Source organism: Cupriavidus sp. GW823-FHT07A04 (assembly GCF_058794615.1).
Window position 1 is genome coordinate 88,303 of sequence record NZ_JBXAHA010000001.1, and the last position, 22,166, is coordinate 110,468.

21 protein-coding genes are annotated in these 22,166 nt (G+C 65.0%); 12 read left to right on the forward strand and 9 right to left on the reverse strand.

Annotation, left to right across the window (positions count from 1 at the left end):
* Positions 1 to 5: 5 nt before the first annotated feature.
* Complete coding sequence (locus tag AC1Q7Q_RS00375; protein ID WP_492373975.1) at positions 6 to 1,310, reverse strand: D-amino acid dehydrogenase; 1,305 nt, start codon at positions 1,308 to 1,310, stop codon at positions 6 to 8.
* 109 nt (positions 1,311 to 1,419) lie between these two features.
* On the opposite strand from AC1Q7Q_RS00375, the gene AC1Q7Q_RS00380 reads away from it, so the two are divergent.
* Positions 1,420 to 1,923 carry an Lrp/AsnC ligand binding domain-containing protein gene (locus tag AC1Q7Q_RS00380; protein ID WP_006158394.1) on the forward strand — a complete coding sequence of 168 codons (504 nt, stop codon included), beginning with the start codon at positions 1,420 to 1,422 and terminating at the stop codon, positions 1,921 to 1,923.
* 25 nt (positions 1,924 to 1,948) lie between these two features.
* On the opposite strand, the gene AC1Q7Q_RS00385 is transcribed toward AC1Q7Q_RS00380, so the two are convergent.
* The 5 genes from AC1Q7Q_RS00385 to AC1Q7Q_RS00405 all read right to left on the reverse strand — a co-directional run bounded on the left by AC1Q7Q_RS00385 (position 1,949) and on the right by AC1Q7Q_RS00405 (position 6,527).
* Positions 1,949 to 3,031, reverse strand: a complete 1,083-nt coding sequence (locus AC1Q7Q_RS00385; protein ID WP_492373976.1) for a PA0069 family radical SAM protein — start codon at positions 3,029 to 3,031, stop codon at positions 1,949 to 1,951.
* Positions 3,032 to 3,105: 74 nt separating this feature from the next.
* Positions 3,106 to 4,029, reverse strand: coding sequence for a LysR family transcriptional regulator (locus AC1Q7Q_RS00390; protein ID WP_492373977.1), 924 nt, complete (start codon positions 4,027 to 4,029; stop codon positions 3,106 to 3,108).
* Positions 4,030 to 4,064: 35 nt separating this feature from the next.
* The gene (locus AC1Q7Q_RS00395) at positions 4,065 to 4,550 is read right to left on the reverse strand and encodes an NINE protein (protein ID WP_492373978.1); all 486 of its coding nucleotides are present in this window, start codon (positions 4,548 to 4,550) and stop codon (positions 4,065 to 4,067) included.
* 276 nt (positions 4,551 to 4,826) lie between these two features.
* Complete coding sequence (locus tag AC1Q7Q_RS00400; protein ID WP_492373979.1) at positions 4,827 to 5,234, reverse strand: hypothetical protein; 408 nt, start codon at positions 5,232 to 5,234, stop codon at positions 4,827 to 4,829.
* Positions 5,235 to 5,393: 159 nt separating this feature from the next.
* Positions 5,394 to 6,527, reverse strand: a complete 1,134-nt coding sequence (locus AC1Q7Q_RS00405; protein ID WP_492373980.1) for a PQQ-dependent sugar dehydrogenase — start codon at positions 6,525 to 6,527, stop codon at positions 5,394 to 5,396.
* Positions 6,528 to 6,672: 145 nt separating this feature from the next.
* Between AC1Q7Q_RS00405 and rpsP the strand changes: the two genes are divergently transcribed.
* The 5 genes from rpsP (at position 6,673) to AC1Q7Q_RS00430 (ending at position 9,870) form a co-directional block, all read left to right on the forward strand.
* On the forward strand, positions 6,673 to 6,927 hold the full coding sequence (gene rpsP / locus AC1Q7Q_RS00410) for a 30S ribosomal protein S16 (protein WP_043344523.1): 255 nt from the start codon (positions 6,673 to 6,675) through the stop codon (positions 6,925 to 6,927).
* Positions 6,928 to 7,087: 160 nt separating this feature from the next.
* Positions 7,088 to 7,675: a ribosome maturation factor RimM gene (gene rimM / locus AC1Q7Q_RS00415; RefSeq protein WP_241754494.1), complete on the forward strand. Its 588-nt coding sequence runs from the start codon at positions 7,088 to 7,090 to the stop codon at positions 7,673 to 7,675.
* Between the two features lie 81 nt (positions 7,676 to 7,756).
* Positions 7,757 to 8,563: a tRNA (guanosine(37)-N1)-methyltransferase TrmD gene (gene trmD, locus AC1Q7Q_RS00420; protein WP_043344527.1), complete on the forward strand. Its 807-nt coding sequence runs from the start codon at positions 7,757 to 7,759 to the stop codon at positions 8,561 to 8,563.
* Between the two features lie 75 nt (positions 8,564 to 8,638).
* Positions 8,639 to 9,046: a 50S ribosomal protein L19 gene (gene rplS, locus AC1Q7Q_RS00425; protein ID WP_150986317.1), complete on the forward strand. Its 408-nt coding sequence runs from the start codon at positions 8,639 to 8,641 to the stop codon at positions 9,044 to 9,046.
* 143 nt (positions 9,047 to 9,189) lie between these two features.
* The gene (locus AC1Q7Q_RS00430; protein ID WP_416047866.1) at positions 9,190 to 9,870 is read left to right on the forward strand and encodes an NUDIX hydrolase; all 681 of its coding nucleotides are present in this window, start codon (positions 9,190 to 9,192) and stop codon (positions 9,868 to 9,870) included.
* A gap of 15 nt (positions 9,871 to 9,885) precedes the next feature.
* Here the strand turns inward: AC1Q7Q_RS00430 and AC1Q7Q_RS00435 are convergent, their stop codons facing one another.
* On the reverse strand, positions 9,886 to 10,743 hold the full coding sequence (locus AC1Q7Q_RS00435) for a sulfurtransferase (protein ID WP_492373981.1): 858 nt from the start codon (positions 10,741 to 10,743) through the stop codon (positions 9,886 to 9,888).
* Between the two features lie 182 nt (positions 10,744 to 10,925).
* On the opposite strand from AC1Q7Q_RS00435, the gene dnaE reads away from it, so the two are divergent.
* On the forward strand, positions 10,926 to 14,438 hold the full coding sequence (gene dnaE, locus AC1Q7Q_RS00440) for a DNA polymerase III subunit alpha (RefSeq protein WP_492373982.1): 3,513 nt from the start codon (positions 10,926 to 10,928) through the stop codon (positions 14,436 to 14,438).
* A gap of 96 nt (positions 14,439 to 14,534) precedes the next feature.
* On the forward strand, positions 14,535 to 15,791 hold the full coding sequence (locus tag AC1Q7Q_RS00445; protein WP_492373983.1) for a glycosyltransferase: 1,257 nt from the start codon (positions 14,535 to 14,537) through the stop codon (positions 15,789 to 15,791).
* Here AC1Q7Q_RS00445 and AC1Q7Q_RS00450 read toward each other — a convergent pair.
* Positions 15,739 to 16,506: a glycosyltransferase family 2 protein gene (locus AC1Q7Q_RS00450; protein WP_492373984.1), complete on the reverse strand. Its 768-nt coding sequence runs from the start codon at positions 16,504 to 16,506 to the stop codon at positions 15,739 to 15,741. The genes AC1Q7Q_RS00445 and AC1Q7Q_RS00450 overlap by 53 nt on opposite strands.
* A gap of 11 nt (positions 16,507 to 16,517) precedes the next feature.
* Between AC1Q7Q_RS00450 and AC1Q7Q_RS00455 the strand changes: the two genes are divergently transcribed.
* From AC1Q7Q_RS00455 to AC1Q7Q_RS00470, 4 genes are all read left to right on the forward strand, one after another.
* A complete protein-coding gene (locus AC1Q7Q_RS00455) occupies positions 16,518 to 17,768 on the forward strand; it encodes an O-antigen ligase family protein (RefSeq protein WP_492373985.1) in 1,251 nt (416 codons plus the stop codon).
* Positions 17,765 to 19,534 (forward strand): lipid A export permease/ATP-binding protein MsbA, encoded by a 1,770-nt coding sequence (gene msbA / locus AC1Q7Q_RS00460; RefSeq protein ID WP_492373986.1) that lies wholly within the window; start codon positions 17,765 to 17,767, stop codon positions 19,532 to 19,534. Before AC1Q7Q_RS00455 ends, msbA begins: the two co-directional genes overlap by 4 nt.
* A 95-nt stretch (positions 19,535 to 19,629) precedes the next feature.
* Positions 19,630 to 20,217 (forward strand): peroxidase-related enzyme, encoded by a 588-nt coding sequence (locus AC1Q7Q_RS00465; RefSeq protein WP_492373987.1) that lies wholly within the window; start codon positions 19,630 to 19,632, stop codon positions 20,215 to 20,217.
* Positions 20,218 to 20,293: 76 nt separating this feature from the next.
* Positions 20,294 to 21,508 carry a cation:proton antiporter gene (locus AC1Q7Q_RS00470; protein ID WP_492373988.1) on the forward strand — a complete coding sequence of 405 codons (1,215 nt, stop codon included), beginning with the start codon at positions 20,294 to 20,296 and terminating at the stop codon, positions 21,506 to 21,508.
* A gap of 30 nt (positions 21,509 to 21,538) precedes the next feature.
* Here the strand turns inward: AC1Q7Q_RS00470 and AC1Q7Q_RS00475 are convergent, their stop codons facing one another.
* A complete protein-coding gene (locus tag AC1Q7Q_RS00475; RefSeq protein ID WP_492387116.1) occupies positions 21,539 to 22,048 on the reverse strand; it encodes a hypothetical protein in 510 nt (169 codons plus the stop codon).
* Positions 22,049 to 22,166 lie beyond the last annotated feature (118 nt).

Here is a 22,166-nt window from a genome sequence, read left to right on the forward strand (position 1 = left end):
GCGGATCAGGCCGCTGCGTGGCGCGGGGCGGCGTGCGTTCTCGCTGGCTTGAGATAGCGAGCCACCGATAGGTCGTCCGCGCGGATCGCCGGCGAGGTGCCGGACACCAGGTCCGACAGCAGCTTGCCCGAGCCGCAGGCCATGGTCCAGCCCAGTGTGCCATGGCCGGTATTGAGCCACAGGCCCTTGACCTGCGTGGGGCCGACGATGGGCGTGCCATCCGGTGTCATCGGGCGCAGGCCGGTCCAGAAGCTGGCACGGCTGACATCGCCCGCGCCCGGGAACAGGTCCGTGACCACATGCTCCAGGGTGCGGCGCTTGGCCGGGTCGAGCGTGCGGTCGTAGCCCACGATCTGCGCCATGCCGCCCACGCGGATGCGATCGTCGAAGCGGGTGATTGCCACCTTGAAGGTTTCGTCGAGCACCGTGGAAACGGGGCTGCGATCGGCATTGGTCATCGGCACCGTGAGCGAGAAGCCCTTGAGTGGATACACCGGCAGGTTCGACAGGCCCGGCAGGAAATTCTTCACGAACGGTTTCGACCAGCTGCCCAATGCCACCACGACCAGGTCGGCCATGACAGGCTCGCCGCCCACCATGGCGCCGGTAACGGCATCACCCTTGGTCAGCAGCCCGTCGATGGAGCGGTTGTATTGGAACTGCACGCCCAGGCCTTCGGCCATGGCGGCGAGTTGCCGGGTGAACAGCTGGCAGTCGCCGGTTTCATCGTTGGGTAGCCGCAGGCCGCCGGTCAGCTTGTGGCTGACGGCGGCCAGGGCCGGTTCGCTGGCGGCGAGTTCCTCGCGCGATAGCAACTGGTAGGGCACGCCGGCTTGCTCCAGCACGGCAATGTCCTTGGCGGCGCCGTCGAGCTGCTCGGCGGTGCGGAAGAGTTGCAGCGTGCCTTGCTGGCGGCCTTCGTAGGCGATGCCGGTATCGGCGCGCAGGGCGACGATGCAGTCGCGGCTGTACTCGGCCAGGCGCACCATGCGTTCCTTGTTGACCGCATAGCGCTCAGCGCTGCAGTTCATCAGCATCTGCCACATCCATTGCAGCTGGAACAGCGTGCCGTCCGGTTTGATGGACAGCGGTGCGTGCTCCTGGAACATCCACTTGATGGCTTTGAGCGGCACGCCGGGTGCGGCCCAGGGCGACGCATAGCCCGGGGAGATCTGGCCGGCGTTGGCGAAACTGGTCCCCAGCGCGGGTGCGGCCTCTCGGTCGATCACGGTGACTTCATGGCCGGCACGGGCCAGGTACCAGGCGCTGGTAACGCCAATTACGCCACTGCCAAGAACGAGAACGCGCATAGTCGGGGGCTCGCAACCAAGAAATAGAGTGGATAAAGTATTTACATCTATACTATTTAAATATGAGCAGTCATAGTTATTGTAATTTTCAGAGAAACAGGAATAACTAATGAGAACGAGTCGTCAGCCCGTGCGCAGCCTGGACCGGCTGGATCGGAAGATCCTGGCCTTGCTCCAGGCGGACGGGCGTATGTCGATGAAGGAACTGGCGGAAGCGGTTGGCCTGACCATCACGCCATGCATCGAGCGGGTCAAGCGCATGGAGCGTGACGGCGTCATCATGGGCTACTACGCGCGCCTGAATCCCGCGCTGCTCGGCAGCGGCTTGCTGGTGTTTGTCGAGATCTCGCTGGGCAACAAGTCCGGCAATATGTTCGAGCAGTTCCGCCGCGAGGTGTCGCGCATTCCGGAAGTACTGGAGTGCCATCTGGTCTCGGGCGATTTCGACTACCTGATCAAGGCGCGCATCCGCGAGATCGGCGAGTACCGCCGCCTGCTGGGCGACATCCTGTTGCAGTTGCCGGGCGCCGCCCAGTCCAAGAGTTACGTGGTGATGGAAGAGATCAAGGAAACGCTGGCGATCGCGGTCGACGAGAAGGCGCCGCACGCCTGAAGCCTCGCTGTCCTGCGCATCCGGCCTAGAACAGCGACATCTGCGGCGCGGCGCTCGCCTGGGAGAAATGTTCGATGGTGAGGGGGTGGCGCTCAGCATTGAGCCCGAAGCGCTGGCAGGCCAGCTTGAAGCGCTTGCGCAGCAGTTCGGCAAAGATGCCGGTGCCGGTCATGCGCGTGCCGAACCGTGAGTCGTAGGCCCGGCCTCCGCGCATTTGCGCGACCAGGCTTTCGACGTGCCGGGCGCGCAGCGGATGGTAGGTGGCCAGCCACTCTGAGAACAACTGCTCCACCTCGCGCGGCAGGCGCAGCAGGATATACGCCGCGGTTTTCGCGCCGGCCCTGGCGCCGGCGTCAAGGATGGACTCCATTTCCGGATCGGTCAGGCTCGGAATGACTGGCGCCACCATCACCCCCACCGGGATGCCGGCCTCGCTCAGGGAAGCGATGGCTGCCAGGCGGCGCGCCGGCGCGCTTGCGCGGGGCTCCAGCGTGCGGGCGATCTCGTTCTTGAGCGATGTGACCGACATATGGACCCGGACCAGGTTCTTGGCCGCCATGCGCTGCAGGATGTCGATGTCGCGCGTGACCACGCCCGACTTGGTCGTGATGGCCACCGGATGGTTGAATCGCTCCAGCACTTCCAGGATGCCGCGCGTGATCTTGAGATCCCGCTCGATGGGTTGGTAAGGATCCGTATTGGCCCCCAGCGCGATCACCGTCGGTACGTAGTTGCGGTGAGCCAGTTCGGCCTCGAGCAAGGCGGCGGCGTTGTCTTTTGCGTACAGGCGGGTTTCGAAGTCGAGGCCCGGCGAAAGCCCCAGATAGGCGTGGCTGGGCCGGGCATAGCAATAGATACAGCCATGCTCGCACCCGCGGTACGGGTTGATGGACGCGTCGAACGGCAGGTCTGGCGATTGGTTGCGCGAGACGATGCGTTTGGCCTTCTCCGTGAAGACAATGGTCTGGATTTGGGGTGTCTCTGGCTCATCGAAGGCTTGGGACTCGTCGGCGACCCGTTCGCGGGTCCAGGCGTCGAACCGGCTGACGTCGTTCGAGCGCGCCGCCCGGCCTTTCAGCGGGCTGGAGGAGGGTGGTCGGGTCGGCACGTCGGCGGTCCTGTGGCTACAGTTGATACTGTATATTTATACAGTACTTCGCGTAGGGAGCCAAGCTGTGTTTTTTACGGGGCGGGAGCCGTGGCCTCTGGGTTATCCCAGTAGGGTGGGGAGCCGAAGCGCGCAGCAAAGAAATCGATAAATGCGTGCGTCTTCGCGGGCACCTGGCGGCGGCTGGGATAGACCGCCCAGATCGACACGGCCGGCAGCACCGGGTAATCGGGGAGCACGCGGACCAGCGCGCCGCTGCGCAGGTAAGGGCCAACGTCCCAGGTCGACTTGAGCGCCAGCCCCATGCCAGCCAGGATCGCATCCCGGATGACTTCGCCGTTGTCCGTGCGCAGGTTGCCGGCGACCGCTACTGCTGTCTTGCCTAGCGCCGTGTCGAACTGCCAGGAGGACTGGTCGCCCAGCACGATGCAATTGTGGTGGCGCAACTCTTCGGGATGCCGGGGCGTGCCGTGCGCAGCAAGATAGCCAGGCGAAGCGCAAACGGCGCGATAGCTAGGGGCCAGGGGGCGTGCCACCAGGGATGAGTCCGGCAACGCACCCATGCGTAATGCCACGTCGACGCCGGCCTCGACCAGGCCGATCACCTGGTCGGTCAGGCGCAGGTCCAGCGTCAGTCCCGGGTAGGCGGCGAGAAAGGCAGGGATGGCCGGCGAGACGTGCTGGCGGCCAAAAGATGCGGGCACCGTGACCCGCAACTGCCCCTGGGGCGCCTGCGCGCCGCGGCCCACTGATTGCGCGGCCTGGCCGGCTGTGTCGAGCAAATGCGCGGCATGTTCGAGGAAGCGCTCACCCTCGCCGGTCAGGGAGATGCGGCGCGTGGTCCGGTGCAGCAGCCGCGTGCCGAGCCGCTGCTCGAGCTGGGCCAGGCGGCTGCTGGCCGAGGAGGTGGATAACCCGAGATCGCGCGCCGCTGCCGAGAGGTTGCCCAGCGACGCTGCGCGCACGAACACGGCGATGTCCAGCAGGTCGAAGTGCATCGGCGCCGGGGGGGGCTGGGCCTGGGACCTGAGGCTTATTGCGACAAGGCGCGCGCGGCTTCGACCTGGGATTCGAAGAAAGTCTGGAAACTGATGGCCAAGCCCGCCATCAGCAGGCCGGTGCCGATCAGCAGGGACAGGATGACGAGGATCACGACGGGCCAGCCCGAACGGGTTGGCGTGCCATGCGGGTTGAAGCGGGCATCCCATTTGTCGTCGGGGCGCAGGCCATACACGATGGCCGCCAGGAAGGCGCTGATCACCGACGTGCCGCCGGCAATGGCGAAGGTCCAGTTCAGGGCCGGCGAGCCGGCGCTAGTTTGCATCGACATGACGCCGATGACCCCGGCGAGTGCCGCCAGCAGGTGCGCCCAGGCAAACTTATCGCGCAAGCCACCCAGGTAGAAGCGATGCAGGCCCACGGTGCCGAACAGGAAGGCCAGTGCGACCGTGATCAGTTTGGATTTGCCCTGAAGCGGCTTGGGGGCAGCGGTGGCTGAAACTTGGGTAGCGGCGGGCATGGGGCGACAGCTAGGTTAATGACCGGCAGGGGCGGCCGGCAAGCGCAATTCAGGTGAATGCCAGCCAGGCTGGCGCCGGCGCTCATTGTACGCCGGCATCAACCGAGGGCGGACTCCGGCGGAGCAGGGCAGGAAGCTTTGCGGGTCGGACGCGGATGCCCGCGAGAGTTTCTTTCGCGGCATATCGTCGAGGAGGGGGCAAGTAGAGAGTAGAGCGTGATTGCCGTGGGCACGGCAATCAGCCATGGAAGGCAGTGAGGAGGGGGGGGGGCGTGCCTAGCGGCCGCCGTCTCGTCCGCGCGCTTGCCAGCCCGGGCCCATGCCGGAGCCGCGCTGCTCGCCACGCCCGTTGTCGCCTTGCATATTGCGATCCGACTGCCGGTTGCGTTCATCGTCGCGTTCCTGAGGTGGCAGGGGGCGGCCATTCAGGCGGTCATCGGCGCGCGCGCGGGCTTCCATTCGTTCGATCTGGGCACGCACATGGTCTTGCCGTTCCGCGCGTACACTCGCCATTTCCCATGCGCCGTGGCCTGGCTGGCCATGCGCATTGCTCACAATCCGGCCTTCGGGCCGGCCATGTTGCCAAAACGCGACCTGTGCATGGCTGACAGCATTGAGGCCGAGCAAGGAAACGGCCAACAGGATGCCAGCCACCGAGTCGCGCAGGAGGGTGCGGGGGAGCATGCGGAATCCCAGTATCCTGTCGCGTGGTGAGGTTGTTCGAGATATGGGTTCATGGTACGCACGCGTCTTCGGTGCGCCTATGCTAAAGCCGTTACCGGTGTAACGGATTGTTTCTCCACTGTCCTGGGGGCCGGGCTGTATCCGGCGCGCGGCAAGGGCTCAGGGTGCGTAGCGGATGCGATAGACCGCGCCCGCCATGTCGTCGCTGACCAGCAGCGAACCGTCCGGGGCAACCTGGACATCGGCAGGCCGGCCCCAGGGTTTGTCGCCCTGCAGCCAGCCTCGCGCGAACACCTCCTGGCGCACCGCCTGGCCGCGCTCATTCAGTACCACCCGGACGACGCGGTAGCCGACCGGCTTGGTCCGGTTCCAGCTGCCGTGTTCGGCAATGAAAATGCTGTTGCGGTACTCGGCGGGGAATTGCGTGCCGGTATAAAAGCGCATGCCGAGCGCGGCGACATGCGCGCCCAGCTTTGCGGCCGGCGGCTCGAACTCGGAGCAGGCGCGCTGCTTGCCGAACTCGGGGTCGGGGACGCTGCCGGCGTGGCAGTACGGGTAGCCGAAATGCTGGCCCGCCCGGGTAAGGTGGTTGAGCTCGTCGTCGGGCACATCGTCCCCCAACATGTCGCGCCCGTTGTCGGTGAACCAGAGCTGCCGGGTGGCCGGGTGCCAGTCAAAGCCTACCGAGTTGCGCACCCCCCTGGCCACGACCTGCAAGTCGGTGCCGTCCGGCTTCATCTTCATGATGTTGGCGTAACGGTTCTCGTCGGGCGCGCAGATATTGCACGGCGCGCCGACCGGCACGTACAGATATCCATCCGGGCCAAAGGCGATAAACTTCCACCCGTGGTGCGTTTCGGAGGGAAAGCGATCACTTACCACGATGGGTTTGGGCGGGTTGTCCAGGCGGGCATCGATATCATCTAGCCGGACGATCTGCGAGGTCGAGGAGGCGTACAGCGCGCCGTTGCGGAAGGCCACGCCCACCGGCATGGTCAGGCCGGTGGCGATAGTCTTCACCTTCGGGGCGGGCGCCAGCGGGTTGCGGATCGCATACACCTTGCCTTCGCTGCGGGTGCCGATGAAGAGCGTGCCTGCCGGCGACAGGGTCATGCCACGGGCTTCCGGCACCTCCGCGCTCAGCAATTCGATGTGAAAGCCTGGGGGCAGCTGGATCTGATCCAGCGGCAGGGCGGCGTTGGCATTGGGGCTGAACCAGATCGCGGCTGCGAACGCCGAGAAAGTGCTCGCGAGCAGGGTTCGGAAGCTGCGAATGTGAAGATGAAATCGCATGGCGCGCGCTCCTGTCGGGGTTTTCACCACGATGCCTGCGGCCGGGTGTCGCGTCAATCGCTCTAAGTGTTTGTTTGGCCTCGGAATTTGGTCTATACTCTTGCGTTTCGTGTTCGAACATCAAGTTTTCTGAGGAATCAAACCCATGGTCGTAATCCGTCTGGCTCGCGGTGGCAGCAAGAAGCGCCCCTTCTTCAATATCGTCGCTGCTGACTCGCGTAATCGTCGCGATGGCCGTTTCATCGAGCGTATTGGTTTCTACAACCCCCTGGCTTCGGCAAGCGAAGAAGGCCTGCGTCTGGTGCAAGACCGCCTGACGTACTGGACCGGCGTTGGCGCCCAGCTGTCGCCGACGGTTGCCCGTCTGGTCAAGCAAAACGCCGCCAAGGCTGCAGCCTGATTGTTGTGACGCGCGTTTCGCGACGCGTGGCAAACGACACGTGACAGAACGCAAGCAAGGCGCCCCGGCGCGGCGGCCACTCAATGTGCCGCTCGAGCCCTCGGCCCGGCGCGAGGCCGGTGAGCAGGAAAAGCCCAGTCTCAAGCGCGGTGCAACCGGGTTGCCGGCTGCGCTGGCGTATACCGATAAGCTGCCGGACGACCTGATCGAGGTCGGTTATATCGGTGCGGCTTATGGGATACGGGGCTGGATCAAGGTCCAGCCGCATGCCGACGATGCAAGCGCGCTGTTGCACGCGCGCCGCTGGTGGCTGCTCAAACCGCCGCCAACCGGCCTGGTTGGCGCGGCAGATGCCGTGGCCTCCGAGGCCTTGTGCGTGAAGATCGTGCAGTCCCGCGAGCACAGCGGTACCGTAGTGGCCCAGGCGAGCGGCGTGTCCGAGCGCAACCACTCGGAGGCGCTCAAGGGGCGCCGTGTCTGGATTCGTCGCGAGGACTTCCCCGCGCCGGATGAGAACGAATTCTACTGGGTCGATCTGATTGGCTGTGCCGTGTTCAATGAGCAGGGCGAGTCGCTGGGCGAAGTGTCCGGGCTGATCGACAACGGTGCGCACCAGATCCTGCAGGTGGCGCATGCCTTGCCCGATGGCAAGGCGGGTGAGCGCCTGATTCCCTTTGTCGACGCATTCCTGCGCTCGGTCGATATCTCGGCCCGGCGCGTGGTGGTGGACTGGGGCCTGGATTACTGAGCGGCCCGAGCTGCTGAAGGCAAGGGTGCTTGGTCGGCGATAGCCGGTGGGCGAGTGGTGGGCAAGTAAAGGGAGAGGCGGATGCAGTTCGACGTGATCACGCTGTTTCCCGAGATGTTTCGCGCGCTGACCGACTGGGGCATTACCAGTCGGGCGGCAAAGCAGCAGCGCTACACGTTGCGCACCTGGAATCCACGCGACTTCACCAGCGACAACTACCGTACCATCGACGATCGCCCCTACGGCGGCGGCCCTGGCATGGTGATGCTGGCCAAGCCGCTGGAAGATGCCATCGACGCGGCGTGTTCCGCCCAGCAGGCGGCGCAGGCCAAGCCGGAGGGCCAGGAGGCGCCGGTGCGGCCGCACGTGGTGCTGATGTCGCCGCAAGGCGCGCCGCTGACGCACCAAAAGGTGATGTCACTGGCGCAGCGTCCAGGCCTGGTGATGCTGTGCGGACGCTACGAAGCGATTGACCAGCGGTTGATCGAGCGTCGGGTCGATGAGGAAATCAGCCTCGGCGATTTCGTGCTATCCGGTGGCGAGCTGCCGGCCATGGCCGTGATCGACGCAGTGGTCAGGCATTTGCCGGGTGTGTTGGGCGATGCCCAGTCGGCGGTTCAGGACAGCTTCGTCAACGGGCTGCTGGATTGTCCGCACTACACGCGGCCAGAAGAATACGAAGGTGTGCGGGTGCCCGATATCTTGCTCGGGGGCCATCATGCCGAGATCGAGAAGTGGCGGCGCCAGCAGGCGCTGGCCAATACTGCGAAGAAGCGCCCCGATCTGATCGAGGCAGCGCGCAGTCAAGGGTTGCTGAGCCGGGTCGACGAGAAATTCCTGTCGACATGGCTGGCGAAAGAAGGGCGGGAGCTCGCTCCCGCCAAGTGAAACCCCATCCTCTGCCGGGGCCCAGGCCATGCCTGGGGCATACAACGTCGGCATGATGGACAAGGAGAAGAAACGATGAACATCATCGAGCTGATCGAGAAAGACGAAATCGCGCGTCTGACCGCGAACAAGACCATCCCCGCATTCGCACCCGGCGACACCGTGATCGTCAGCGTGAACGTGGTGGAAGGTAACCGCAAGCGCGTCCAGGCTTATGAAGGCGTCGTGATTGCCAAGCGCAATCGTGGCCTGAATTCGTCCTTCATCGTGCGCAAGATTTCGTCGGGTGAAGGCGTGGAACGTACGTTCCAGCTGTACTCGCCGCTGATCGCAGCGATCGAAGTGAAGCGCCGTGGCGACGTCCGCCGCGCCAAGCTGTACTACCTGCGTCAGCGTTCGGGCAAGTCCGCGCGGATCAAGGAAAAGCTGGCATACAAGTCGGCACCGGCCAAGGCTGCTGCCAAGGCTGCTGCTGCTCAGTAAGCCGCCAGTCGCCTCGATCGGCTTGCCGGTCGAGGCTGCGCAAAAAGGGCACCTTCGGGTGCCCTTTTTGCATCTCCGCGTGCCACGTTTGCCGCGTCGCAGCACAAACGGTTTGGCCGGCTTCTGTCATACTCGCAACGATTATGCGTCCTGCCTTTGATCCCGAATCCCTCCCCATCGTCGCCACCGACACGCGGCACCCGCCGCTGGCCGACGTGCGCCTGCGCCCGGAATTCATCCGCCATCGGCTCCAGTCGCCCCCTGCCTGGGACCCCGAGCTGACCGATGAGTCGCGCGCCTATGACCGCAGCCTGAAGCTGCGCGATGCAGCCGTGCTGGTACCGTTGGTGGAGCGTGAGGATGGGCTGACCGTGCTGCTGACCGAGCGCAACGCCAACCTGAGTGCGCACGCCGGGCAAATCAGTTTCCCCGGCGGCCGCCACGAAGCGTTCGATATTGACCGGACGGCGACGGCACTGCGCGAAACGGAGGAAGAGGTGGGGCTGGCGCGCGATTATGTGGAGGTGCTGGGCAGCTTGCCCGACTACATCACCGGCACCGGCTTCCATGTGAGCCCGGTGGTGGGCCTGGTCCGCGACGGCTTCACGCTGCGGCCCGATGCGCGCGAGGTTGCCGATGTGTTTGAAGTGCCGCTAGGTTTCCTGATGGACCCGTCGCATCACGAGCAGCGCCTGTTTCGCTGGGTGGACGGCGAGCGGCTGTTCTACGCCATGCCGTTCCCGCGCGAGGATGGCGGCCACCGGTTTATCTGGGGCGCCACCGCCGGCATGCTGCGCAACCTCTACCACTTGCTGGCCGCCTGAGGGACGCCAGCGCGCTCAGGCGGCCGCCGCTGCCGTCCCGGTGCCTTCCCCGATGCAGTGCGGGCAGCTCTGGCCCACCACGTAGTGCGGGCTTTGCTGCTCTTCGGCGGTGACCACGGCGCGGCAGGCAAAACACTGCTTGGGGCCAGCCGGCTCCAGGCTGGGGTTCAGCGCGGTGCGGTAGTCGAAGACAAAGCAGTCGCCCTGATAGTGGCTGCCACCCACTTCCTCGAAATACTTCAGGATGCCCCCCTCTAGCTGGTAGACATGCTCGATGCCGGCTTCCTGCATGTGGATGGCGGCCTTCTCGCAGCGAATGCCGCCGGTGCAGAACGACACGATGGTCTTGCCCGCGAACTCCGCCTTGTGCGCGGCAATGGCTGGCGGAAAATCGCTGAACTTGGCGATGTCGTAATCGACCGCCTGCTCGAACGTGCCGACGGCGACCTCAAAGGCGTTGCGTGTATCCAGCATCACCACAGGGCGGCCGGCATCGTCGTGGCCCTGGTCCAGCCAGCGCTTGAGCTCGACTGGCGTCACCGCCGGCGCCCGACCGGCTTCGGGGCGGATCAGCGGCATCTTCATGGTGATGATTTCCTTCTTCTCACGCACCAGCATGCGCTTGAAGGGCTGGTTTTCCGACAGGCTCTCCTTGGGCTCGATATCGGCAAAGCGCGGGTCGGCATGCAGCCAGGCGAGGAAGCCGTCGATGGCCTCGCGCACGCCGGCGAGGAACAGGTTGATGCCTTCCGGCGCGAGCAGGATCGTGCCCTTGAGCCCGTGTGCTTCACAGCGCGCGCGCATTTCCGGGCGCAAGACCGGGATATCGTCCAGTGAGACGAACTTGTAAGCGGAGATGTTTACGATCTGCATAGGTGGCGCGCGACGGGACCGCGCCTTGCGAGCGCGCGGTAACTGCCTGATTGGAAAGGCGAAATTATAGCGCCTCGCAGGCCTCCTGCCGGGCTTTTCCGAGCGCCTGGCTCAGTATTGCCGTCGGGCTCGTAGCGCAAAGAAGGCAGGCGCGGACATGCCGAGCCGGTACAATTACGGCCATGTCTGCACCTCGCTTCGTTCATCTCCGTCTTCATTCCGAATACTCCGTCGTCGACGGCATCGTGCGCCTGGACGATGCCGTCAAGGCTGCGGCCGCCGATGGCATGGGCGCGCTCGCCCTGACCGACCTGGCCAATGCCTTCGGCCTGATCCGCTTCTACAAGGAAGCGCGCGGCGGCGGCGTCAAGCCCGTGGTTGGCGCCGACGTCTGGCTGACCAACGCCGACGATCGCGACAAGCCGACGCGCTTGCTGCTGTTGGTCCGGGACCGGATTGGCTACCTCAATCTCTGCGTGCTGCTGTCGCGCGCGTGGCTTTCCAACCAGTACCGCGGCCGCGCCGAGATCGACCCCGCCTGGTTCGACGAAGCCGGCGAAGAGGGCCAGCCGCTGGCCACCGGCCTGATTGCGCTGTCTGGCGCGATGGGCGGTGACATCGGCATGGCGCTGGCCAATGGCAACGATGCGGCCGCGGCGCAGGCCGCCGCGCATTGGGCAAAGGTGTTCCCGCAGCGCTTCTATATCGAGCTGCAGCGTGCAGGCCTGCCCGGCACTGATGCCTATGTGCAGCAGGCGGTGCAGTTGGCGGCCAGGCTGGGCTTGCCGGTGGTGGCGACGCACCCGGTGCAGTTCATGACGCCTGACGATTTCACGGCGCACGAGGCTCGCACCTGCATCGCCGAAGGGGAGCTGCTGGCTAACCCCCGCCGCGTGCGGCGCTTCACCACCGACCAGTATTTCAAGACCCAGGACGAGATGTGCGCGCTGTTCGCCGACATCCCGTCCGCGCTGGAAAACGCGGTGCAGATCGCGCGCCGCTGCAACCTCACGCTGGAACTGGGCAAGCCGCGCCTGCCGCTGTTTCCGACTCCCGACGGCATGTCGCTCGACGATTACCTTGTGCACCTGGCCAAGGAAGGCCTGGAAAAGCGCATGGTGGTGCTGTTCCCCGACGAAGCCGTGCGCGAGGCCAAGCGCCCCGAGTACTACGCGAGGCTGGAGTTCGAGACCGGTACCATCATCAAGATGGGCTTCCCCGGCTACTTCCTGATCGTGGCGGACTTTATCAACTGGGCTAAGAACAACGGCGTGCCGGTCGGGCCGGGACGGGGCTCCGGCGCTGGTTCGCTGGTGGCCTATGCGCTCGGTATTACCGATCTGGATCCGCTCAAGTACGCGCTGCTGTTCGAGCGGTTCCTGAACCCGGAACGGGTTTCAATGCCCGACTTCGACATCGACTTCTGCCAGCAGGGGCGCGATCGCGTTATCACGTACGTGAAGGAGAAGTACGGCCACGCCGCGGTATCGCAGATCGCCACCTTCGGCACCATGGCCGCCAAGGCCGCGGTGCGCGACGTGGGCCGCGTGCTCGACCTGGGCTATGGCTTTGTCGACGGCATCGCCAAGCTGATTCCTTTCAAGCCGGGCAAGCTCGTCACCATCGAGGAAGCCAAGAAGGAAGAGCCGCTCCTGACCGAGCGCGAGAAGAACGAAGAAGAAGTGCGCCAGCTGCTGGAGCTGGCGCAGCGCGTGGAAGGCATGACGCGTAACGTCGGCATGCACGCCGGCGGCGTGCTGATCGCCCCGGGCAAGCTGACGGATTTCTGCCCGCTCTATACCCAGGGCGCGCAGAACGACGGCATGAGCGGTGTGGTCAGCCAGTACGACAAGGACGACGTGGAAGCCGCCGGCCTGGTCAAGTTCGACTTCTTGGGCCTGACCACGCTGACCATCCTGGACTGGGCCGAGCGCTATATCCGCAGGCTCGATCCGTCCATGGCGGACTGGAACTGCAGCCACATCCCGCTCGACGACAGCAAGGCATTCGACATCCTCAAGACGGCCAACACGGTCGCCGTGTTCCAGCTGGAAAGCCGCGGCATGCAGGGCATGCTGAAGGACGCCAAGCCTGACCGCTTTGAGGACATCATCGCGCTGGTGGCACTCTATCGCCCAGGCCCGATGGACCTGATCCCCAGCTTCTGCGCCCGTAAGCACGGCCGCGAGAAGGTGGAGTACCCGGACCCGCGCGTCGAGCCGGTGCTCAAGGAGACCTATGGCATCATGGTCTACCAGGAGCAGGTGATGCAGATGGCGCAGATCATCGGCGGCTACTCGCTGGGCGGCGCCGACTTGCTGCGCCGCGCCATGGGCAAGAAGAAGGCCGAGGAAATGGCCCAGCACCGCGAGCTGTTCCGCGAGGGTGCGGCCAAGAACGGCCTGACCGCCGAGAAGGCGGACGACACCTTCGACCTGATGGAAAAGTTCGCGGGCTACGGCTTCAACAAATCGCACGCGGCCGCTTACGCGTTGCTGGCCTACTACACGGCCTGGCTCAAGGCGCACCATCCAGCCGCGTTCATGGCTGCGAATATGTCGCTCGCCATGGACGACACCGACAAGGTCAAGATCCTCTTTGACGATTGCAAGCTCAACAAGCTCCAGGTGCTGCCGCCTGACGTCAACGCCAGCGAATACCGCTTCGCGCCGACCGATGCCAAGACCATCCGCTACGGCCTTGGCGGCATCAAGGGCTCGGGGCAGGGTGCCATCGAGGACATCCTGCGCGCCCGCGAGGAAAAGCCCTTTGCCGACCTGTTCGATTTCTGCGAGCGCGTCGACCGCCGCCAGGTCAACCGCCGCACCATCGAGGCGCTGATTCGCGCCGGCGCCTTCGACAGCCTCAACGCCAATCGCGGCCAGTTGCTGGCCTCGGTGTCGCGTGCCATGGAAGCCGCCGAGCAGAAGGCCGAGTCAGCCAACCAGGTGTCGCTGTTCGACCTGATGGCTGACGCCGGCGAATCGCACCGCCCCTCGCTGGTCGACGAACCGGCCTGGGCGCCCAAGCGCATGCTGCAGGAAGAAAAGCAGGCGCTGGGCTATTACTTCTCCGGCCACCTGTTCGACGCCTATCGGGACGAAGTCGGCCGCTTCCTCAAGGGCACGCTGGCCGGCCTGGAAAAGGAAGTGCAAGGCAATGGCGGCGGCTACGGCCGCGACGTGCGTGGCAAAGTCATCGCTGGTGTCATCACCGGCATGCGCACCCAGATGACGCAGCGCGGCAAGATGCTGATTGTCTTGCTTGACGACGGTACCGGACAGGTCGAGATGACGGTGTTCAACGAATTGTTCGATGCCAACCGCCATATGTTCCGCGAGGACGAGATGGTGATCGTGCAAGGCAACGCCCGTCACGACACCTTTACCGGTGGCGTGCGCTTCACCGCTGAATCGGTGATGGACCTGGTGGCGGCGCGCGCCAAGTACGCCGAGGCGGTCGGCCTAGCGTTCAACGGCAATGCCTCCACGGAACTGCTGCGCGAGTTGCTCACGCCCTACCTGGCGAGTGTGGCCAATGCGCCAGGCGTGCCGGTGCGCGTGAGCTACGCCACCACCGGCGCGCGCTGCGAGGCGGAACTGGGGCGGCAGTGGCTGGTCACGCCATCCGACGATGCCCTGGCAAGCTTCCGCGCGGCCCTGTCGGGCGAGAACGTCCGCATGCTCTACGGCTGACCCGGGGCTTGCCGGCGGGGCGGTACCGGCATAGCGCCGCCCTGACCGGCATTGCTGCCGTCCATCCCGTCTTTTCATGGATCACACAAGCCCCGCATGGCCAAGCAACGCATCCTCTTCCACCTGACCCACTTCCTGCGCGGCGGCATCGAGACCTCGCTGGTGTCGCTGCTGGCCTCGCTGGATCGAGAGCGCTTCGAGATCGGCCTGACGCTGACCTATCCGACCGAAGCGCTGGAGACGCATTTCCGCGCCATGTTGCCGCCGGACGTCAAGATCCATATCCTCGCGCCGGAGGCCTGGCTCTCGCGCTGCCGGCAATTGAAAAAAGCCGGCAAGCTGGGCCCGTTGGGCAAGATCTATGAAGAAGTGTTGTTGCCGCCGCTGCGCAAGCCGCTGGTCAACCGGCGCTTTCGCGGTATCGCGCGGGACTATGACCTGGTGATCGACTACGACATGTCGCTGTCGCGGCTGACCGGTCGCCTGCCGGTGCCGATGATCGGCTACCAGCATTTCAGCGTGGCACACCTGGAGCGCGAGAACCGCCGCAAGCTGCGCAAGCTGCGACGCCAGTGCCGTGAGCACTATGACCGCATCGTGGTGCTCAACGACAGCATGCTGGCCGATGCGCGGGCGCTGATTCCCGAGGCCGCCGACAAATTCATCCGCCTGTACAACGCCACTGACCTCGATCGCATCCGTGCGCTCGGCAAGGCGCCGTTCAAGCCGCCGGCGCATCCCTACATTGTTTCGGTGGGGCGGCTGGAAGAAAGCCAGAAGGATTTCACCACGCTGCTGCGGGCCTACGCGGCGCTGGTCAGGGGCACGGGCTTGTGCGAGCGGCTTGTGCTGGTGGGCGACGGCGCTTCGCGCGGCCGGCTCGAAGCGCTCGCGCGCGAGCTCGGCATCAGCGAGCGCGTCAGCTTTGCCGGTTTCCAGGCCAATCCCTATGCATGGATCCACCATGCGCGGCTGATGGCGTTCAGCTCCAAGATGGAGGGGCTGCCCAATGTGCTTCTTGAAGGCATGGCGCTGGGCCAGTTGGTGGTGAGTACCGATTGCCCGGTGGGCCCGCGCGAGATCCTGGCCGAGGGCAAGGCTGGCCTGCTGACGCCGGTTGGCGATGTGCCCGCGCTGGCGGAGGCGATCCGCCGCGGGCTCGAGGACGCGCCGCTGCGCGCCCGGCTGCTGGCCTATGCGGCTGTGCACATCGAGCAGATGGGCTTTGGCCCCACCTCGGCGGCCTTCAGCGCTTGCGTTGAGGACTTGCTGGGCGTGCCTCAGGCAGGCGCGGCAGCCCCTACCGTGGGGGCGCCTGCTGCTCGCTCTTCTGCTGCAGGTACCATAGCTTGATGTACTTGTAGTAGCTGGCCTGGCCATTCATCAGCGCCACACCGAGCCCCTGCGCGCCGTCCAGGAAACCGCGGCGCAGCAGGTAGGTGCGCAGGAACGCCCAGGCGCCATGCAGCACGGCGCTGGCGGGCGACGCCGTCTTGCCGCGCGCGAAGCCCTGCTGGGCGCCGAGGCTGGAGTATTTGTCGATCTTTTGCAGCACCTGCGAGAAATCGTCATAGGTGTAATGCAGCAATGGCGAATTGAGCCTGCCGACTGGTGCATCGGCTATCACGCGCTCATGCACGAGATCGTCGGTGAAGCGGGCGTGGCCACGGCGGAACAGCCGTGTGACGTAGTCGGGGTACCAGCCGCCGTGGCGGATGAAGCGGCCGCAAAAGCGCGACAGCCTAGGTACCTCGTACGCATCGGACTGGCCGGACGCCACTGCGGCGAGAATTTCGTCGCGCAGCTCGGGGGTGACCCGTTCGTCCGCGTCGATGGAGAAGATCCAGTCGCCGTCGGCCTTGGATACCGCCAGGTTTTTCTGGGCGCCGAAGCCAGGCCAGTGCTCGGTTTCGAAGACCTCCGCGCCCAGGCTCCGGGCCAGCTCGACCGTGCCGTCCCGGCTACCTGAATCCACTATAATCGCGCGGTCGCACCAGGACACGCTTTCCAGGCACTCCCGGATGTTGTGTGCCTCGTTTTTTGTAATCAGTACGACTGAGATTTTCATAGAGCTTGTTTATGGTAATTCGTGCGGCAAAACTGACTTCGATCGCAAGCGCCCTTGTCCTGGCGTTTCCGATCCTGTTGCTATGCATACCGAGGGGGGCAGGGATATTCCTGGCGGGCGTTGTGTTCCTGGCGCTTATTGCTAGCGATGGCATGCGCAAGACTTGGGGCGCATACCGCAACCTGCTGTACCCCTTAGGGCTCGCTATTCTAGCCCTGGTAATCGTATGTTTAGCGTCGAAGCTTTACTTCGACGTGCCGTGGAATGTGATCGATAATCCTTCGAGAATTCTGCTTGCCCTGTTGACCTTACTAGTTGTCCTGCGTAGCGCGCCCGATCCTCGGGCGATGTGGCTTGGCATTACGATCGCACTGGCGGCCAGCCTCGTGCTAGTGGCTTACCAGTATGTGGCGCTGGGCGACACCAGGCCCGCTGCATGGACCCAGCCTATCGCCTTCGCCAATATGGTCGCCGCGCTTGGCTTGATCGGCTTTGTCAGGCCGGGAACCAGCCGTCGAGCGCACGTGCTTGCTTGGACAAACCTAGTGTTGGCCGCAATGATACTGGCGTTGAATGGCACGCGAGGCGCAATGCTTGCCATGCTGATTACGATGCTGCCGCTGCTATTTGTCCGGTACCGCGGATTGAGACCGGCAAGATTCTGCATCGCGCTTGCATTGTTTGCCTTGTTGGGGACCGGCTCGTATCTCATTCCTGGTAGTCCGGTGGCGAAGCGGATTGACCAGGTGCGCCACGAAATCGACCGGTTCGAGGCCGGGGATACGGAAACGTCCGTCGGTTCGCGGTTGGAAATCTGGCAGCTCGCCGTGCACTCGATCCGTTTGCATCCCTGGATGGGCGTCGGTATTGGCCAGTTTGCCCGCATTACGCAGTCATCCGCGTTCTGCCGGGAGAACGACTCGCCCGCGTGCGTTCTCGAGCATGCACACAACGACGTCCTGGAGGCTGCCGCAACCACCGGCGTTCCAGGCGTGCTGGCGCTGCTGGGATTATTTCTGGTTCCCGGTGCCATGTTCTGGCGGATGTTGCGCCAATGCAGCCGCAATGCCAACGCGCTTGGCCTCAGCCTCAGTGGTGCCGGGCTCGGCGTCGTCATGGCCAGCCTGATCAGCGGCCTGACACAGGTGACGATGGCGCACCAGGCAAATATTGTTTTTTATGCCGGCATCATCGGGCTGTTGCTCGGGCTGGCCGCGGTACAAGCAAAGTATCCCCGCGCCGACGGGGTGGAGAAAACGTGAAAGTCCAAGAACAAAATGCGCCCCCGGCACAGGAAGCCGACACCCTGAAGCGAGTCTGGTCCTACCTGCGTCCGGAAATGCGCGTCTTCATCGTTGCCATTATCGCGATGGCGGCTGTAGCTGGCGCCGAAGGGATCATGCCCAAGGTCGTCAATGACCTGCTCGACAACGGTTTCGGCGGCGCATATGCCGGCAAGCTCTGGCACGTGCCGGCCCTGCTGATTGGCGTGGCGCTGGTACGCGGGGTGGCGCAGTTCGCCTCCGGCTACCTGCTCGCCCTGATCTCCAACCGGGTGCTGCTGAAAATGCGTATGCAGATGTTCGAGCGCATGCTGCATGCGCCCGCGCTGTTCTACCACCGCAATACTGCGGCCTCGCTGATCAATGCGGTGATCTTCGAGGTCAACCAGGTCATGCAGATCCTGACCGGCGTGCTGATCACCCTGGTGCGCGATTCGCTCACCGTGTTGGCGCTGCTGGTCTACCTGTTCTATACCAACTGGAGCCTGACGCTGGTGGTGGCGGTGATCCTGCCGGTGATCGGTTTCGTCATGGCCAAGGTCAATCGCCGCCTGCGGCGCCTTAATCGCGATCACCAGGCGCTGACCAACACCGCGGCCTACGTGGTCGAGGAAGCCGCTGGTGGCTACAAGGTGGTCAAGCTGCATGGCGGCGAGGCTTATGAGACGTCGCGTTTTGCGGCCATGGCCGAGCGCCTGCGTGGCTATTCCATGCGCATGGCAGTGGCAGGCGGGCTGAACCAGCCCGTCACGGCATTCCTGGCGGCGCTGGCGCTGTCTGTCATCCTCACCATAGCGATGATCCAGTCGCAGACCAACCACACCACGGTGGGCAGCTTCACCGGCTTTGTGATGGCGATGCTGCTGCTGGTCTCGCCGCTCAAGCACCTGACCGACCTGAACCAGCCGCTGCAGCGCGGCCTGACCGCGGCCGAGATGATCTTCGGCCTGATCGATGAGCCGATCGAGCCGCAAGATGGCGGCCTGCCGCTCGAGCGCGCGCGTGGCGAACTGGTGTTCGAGAAGGTGGGCTTCCGCTACGGCGAGGCCGCCCGCCCGGCATTGGACAACATCAACTTCAACGTCAGCGCCGGTGAAGTCGTGGCGCTGGTGGGGCCGTCGGGCAGCGGCAAGACCACGCTGGTCAACCTGGTGCCGCGCTTCTTCGACCCGACCGAGGGCCGCATCTTGCTGGACGGCAAGACCATCGACGCGTTCTCGCTGCATGACCTGCGCCGCCAGATTGCCTTTGTCAGCCAGGACGTGGTGCTGTTCAACGACACGGTTGCCGCCAATGTGGCCTATGGCGTGCATCCGGCGGCGCAGATCGACATGGCGCGTGTCGAGCGCGCGCTGGCCGCCGCTTACCTGACCGATGTGATCAAGGGCCTGCCGCAAGGGCTCGAGACCAATATCGGCGACAACGGCATGAAGCTGTCCGGCGGCCAGCGCCAGCGCATGGCGATCGCGCGCGCGCTGTACAAGGACGCGCCGATCCTGATTCTCGATGAAGCCACCTCGGCGCTCGACTCCGAATCGGAGCGCCAGGTGCAGGCCGCGCTGGAAGCCCTGATGGTTGGCCGCACAACGCTGGTCATCGCGCACCGCCTGTCCACCATCGAGAACGCCGATCGCATCGTGGTGCTCGACCACGGGCGGGTGGCGGAGCATGGCACCCACGACGAACTGCTCTCGGCCGAGGGACTCTACGCCGGGCTGCACAGGATCCAGTTCGCCACCCAGTAAGCCGGCGCAGCCGGCCAGATTCCCGCTGCCCGCGGCAGCTAGCGCGGGCGGTTCATGCGCAGTGCAAAGAGGGGAACACCCCGAAGGAGACCACCATGACCGCATCGCCGCCACTGAGCCGTTACCCGGTTCCCGCCATCGCCGACCTGCCCGAGGACATCCGGGCTCGCATCGTGGAAGTCCAGGACAAGGCCGGCTTCGTGCCGAACGTGTTCCTGACGCTGGCCCACCGGCCGGATGAGTTCCGCGCCTTCTTTGCCTACCACGATGCGCTGATGCTCAAGGAGGGCGGCCTCTCCAAGGGCGAGCGCGAGATGATCGTGGTGGCCACTTCGGGCGCCAACCAGTGCCTGTACTGCGTGGTGGCGCACGGCGCCATCCTGCGCATCTACGAGAAAAAGCCGACGCTGGCCGACCAGGTGGCCGTCAATTACCGCAAGGCCGACATCACGCCGCGCCAGCGCGCCATGCTCGACTTCGCCCTCAAGGTCTGCGAGGCCTCGGCCGAGGTTGGCGATGCCGATTTCGCGGCATTGGCCAAGCATGGGTTCAGCCACGAGGATGCCTGGGATATCGCTGCCATCACCGCCTTCTTCGGCCTGTCCAACCGCATGGCGAATACCATCAGCATGCGGCCGAACGAAGAGTTCTACCTGATGGGGCGCGTGCCGAAGGCTAAGTAGCGCCTCTGGATGCACGCTCGGTGGGCGCCTGGCGCGCCCGCCTCCTTGTTCCACTTCTCTCGATCCGCCCGTCGCCTTGAATCCCGTCTCGCTCTTCTTTGCCCAGGCCTGCCTGGTGGTCGGTACACCGTTCATCCTGTGGCGCGGGCTGCGCATCGGCAGCATTGTGCCGCTGGTGGCCATGCAGATCGTGGGCGGTATCCTGCTCGGGCCATCCCTGCTTGGCGCGCTGTGGCCGCAAGGCTGGCAGGCCCTGTTCGGGCCGGCGCAGCTATCCGCGCTCTCCGGGCTGCAATGGCTGGCGGTGGTGCTGTTTGCCTTTCTCTCTGGCTTGCACATCGGTGGCGCGCAGCAGCCAGGGATACGGCGCATAGCGATGGCGGCCGCGCTGGGCAGCGTGCTGGTGCCGTTCGCGCTCGGCACGGCAGCCGGCGCCTGGCTGGCCTACGCCACGCCGGGTGCCGTGGGGCATGCGGCATCCGCCTGGCAATTCGCTTTCGCCGTGGGGGTTTCCATGGCGGTGACGGCGCTGCCGGTGCTGGGGGCCATCCTGCGGGAAATGAAGCTGTCCGACTCCGTGCCCGGCCAGCTGGCGGTCGGCTGCGCCGCCTTCAGCGATGCGGCCATCTGGCTGGTGCTGTCGGGCATCCTTGCCAGCGCGGGCCGTTCCTCTACCTATGACTTCCTGCGGCTGGCTTGCCTGGGCCTTGCCTACGTTGGTGCGATGCTGTGGCTGGTACGCCCGCTGCTGGCGCGCATGCTGCCGCGGATGGCCACCAACGACGCACGCCTGGCGCTGGTCGCGGTGCTGATCTTCGGCTCGGCGCTGATTTCCGAATCGATCGGCCTGCACTACATCCTCGGTGGCTTTCTCGCTGGCGTCGTGCTGCCGCGCGATGCGGCCGGCGAGCTCCGGCGCCAGCTCGAGCCCGCCACCGTGGTGGTCCTGATGCCGTTCTTTTTCCTGATGACCGGGCTGCGTACCGACATCGCCATCGGCGGTCAGGCGACGCTTTTGGCGTTCGGCCTGAGTACCATGGTCGCGGTGGCCGGCAAGGTGGTCGGAACCGCATTGCCGGCGCGCCTGGCCGGCCTGCCGCGGCGCGAGGCCTGGATGCTGGGCGCGCTGGTCCAGACCAAGGGGCTGATGGAAGTGGTTGTGCTGGGAATCTTGTTCGAAGCCGGGCTGATCGGCATGACGGCCTTCTCCGGCCTGCTGCTGATGGCGCTGGCCACCACCGTGCTGGCCAAGCCGCTGACGCGCACGGCGGCGCGCTTGCGCGAGCGCTGAGCCGCGCTTGCCGTCAACAGCCCGGCAGCGCTAGCGGATCTGCGCGCATGTGCCGCTGCGCGGATCGAACAGCACCGGCCACGCCTGTTCGTAGATACCCGGGGTGCAATGCTGCTCGCAATGCGCATGCGCCAGCGTGACGCGCCGCGGGTCCTGCCAGACCATTAGCGTGCAACCGCTGCCATCGATCGCCTGCAGTTCGATATGCGGGGTCTTGCGCACCTGGCGGAACTCGGTGAGATCGAAGTGGCAGGAACCATGCCGGCCCACCCACAGCTTCCAGCTCAGGCTGCGCACATCGTTGCTGGCCACCCGCATATGGGCATCCTCGCGAAAGCCGTCTTCCTCCGTGCGCTGGCAATCGGCGGCGATATCGATGTCGTGCGGGGGAATGGGCGTGGCGCGTTCCCGCGCCACGGGGGCGGGGGCCTTTTTTGTCTCGGGTACGCGCGCAGCCGGCGGGGAGGGGGGAGGCAATGTCACCGTGCATGCCGCCAATGCGGCAGCTAACGGCCACAACAGCAAGCGCTTCTTCTTCATGGTGACTCCTTGCGCCCGGTGCCCGCGAGGAAATCTGAATGCGGCCACCTGTCTCCATATTTATAGAGGATGGGGCAAGGAAGGCGAGAGGAAAGCGTGCGCACGCGCACCGCTCTCG

Coding starts and splice junctions, on each gene's coding strand:
- trmD (WP_043344527.1), top strand. CDS start 7,757: ATGCAGTTCGACGTGATCACGCTGTTTCCCGAGATGTTTCGCGCGCTG.
- AC1Q7Q_RS00445 (WP_492373983.1), top strand. CDS start 14,535: ATGGCCAAGCAACGCATCCTCTTCCACCTGACCCACTTCCTGCGCGGC.
- AC1Q7Q_RS00475 (WP_492387116.1), bottom strand. CDS start 22,048: ATGAAGAAGAAGCGCTTGCTGTTGTGGCCGTTAGCTGCCGCATTGGCG.
- AC1Q7Q_RS00390 (WP_492373977.1), bottom strand. CDS start 4,029: ATGCACTTCGACCTGCTGGACATCGCCGTGTTCGTGCGCGCAGCGTCG.
- AC1Q7Q_RS00400 (WP_492373979.1), bottom strand. CDS start 5,234: ATGCTCCCCCGCACCCTCCTGCGCGACTCGGTGGCTGGCATCCTGTTG.
- AC1Q7Q_RS00380 (WP_006158394.1), top strand. CDS start 1,420: ATGAGAACGAGTCGTCAGCCCGTGCGCAGCCTGGACCGGCTGGATCGG.
- AC1Q7Q_RS00435 (WP_492373981.1), bottom strand. CDS start 10,743: ATGCAGATCGTAAACATCTCCGCTTACAAGTTCGTCTCACTGGACGAT.
- AC1Q7Q_RS00450 (WP_492373984.1), bottom strand. CDS start 16,506: ATGAAAATCTCAGTCGTACTGATTACAAAAAACGAGGCACACAACATC.
- rplS (WP_150986317.1), top strand. CDS start 8,639: ATGAACATCATCGAGCTGATCGAGAAAGACGAAATCGCGCGTCTGACC.
- AC1Q7Q_RS00430 (WP_416047866.1), top strand. CDS start 9,190: ATGCGTCCTGCCTTTGATCCCGAATCCCTCCCCATCGTCGCCACCGAC.
- AC1Q7Q_RS00455 (WP_492373985.1), top strand. CDS start 16,518: ATGGTAATTCGTGCGGCAAAACTGACTTCGATCGCAAGCGCCCTTGTC.
- AC1Q7Q_RS00395 (WP_492373978.1), bottom strand. CDS start 4,550: ATGCCCGCCGCTACCCAAGTTTCAGCCACCGCTGCCCCCAAGCCGCTT.
- dnaE (WP_492373982.1), top strand. CDS start 10,926: ATGTCTGCACCTCGCTTCGTTCATCTCCGTCTTCATTCCGAATACTCC.
- AC1Q7Q_RS00405 (WP_492373980.1), bottom strand. CDS start 6,527: ATGCGATTTCATCTTCACATTCGCAGCTTCCGAACCCTGCTCGCGAGC.
- AC1Q7Q_RS00375 (WP_492373975.1), bottom strand. CDS start 1,310: ATGCGCGTTCTCGTTCTTGGCAGTGGCGTAATTGGCGTTACCAGCGCC.
- rpsP (WP_043344523.1), top strand. CDS start 6,673: ATGGTCGTAATCCGTCTGGCTCGCGGTGGCAGCAAGAAGCGCCCCTTC.
- AC1Q7Q_RS00465 (WP_492373987.1), top strand. CDS start 19,630: ATGACCGCATCGCCGCCACTGAGCCGTTACCCGGTTCCCGCCATCGCC.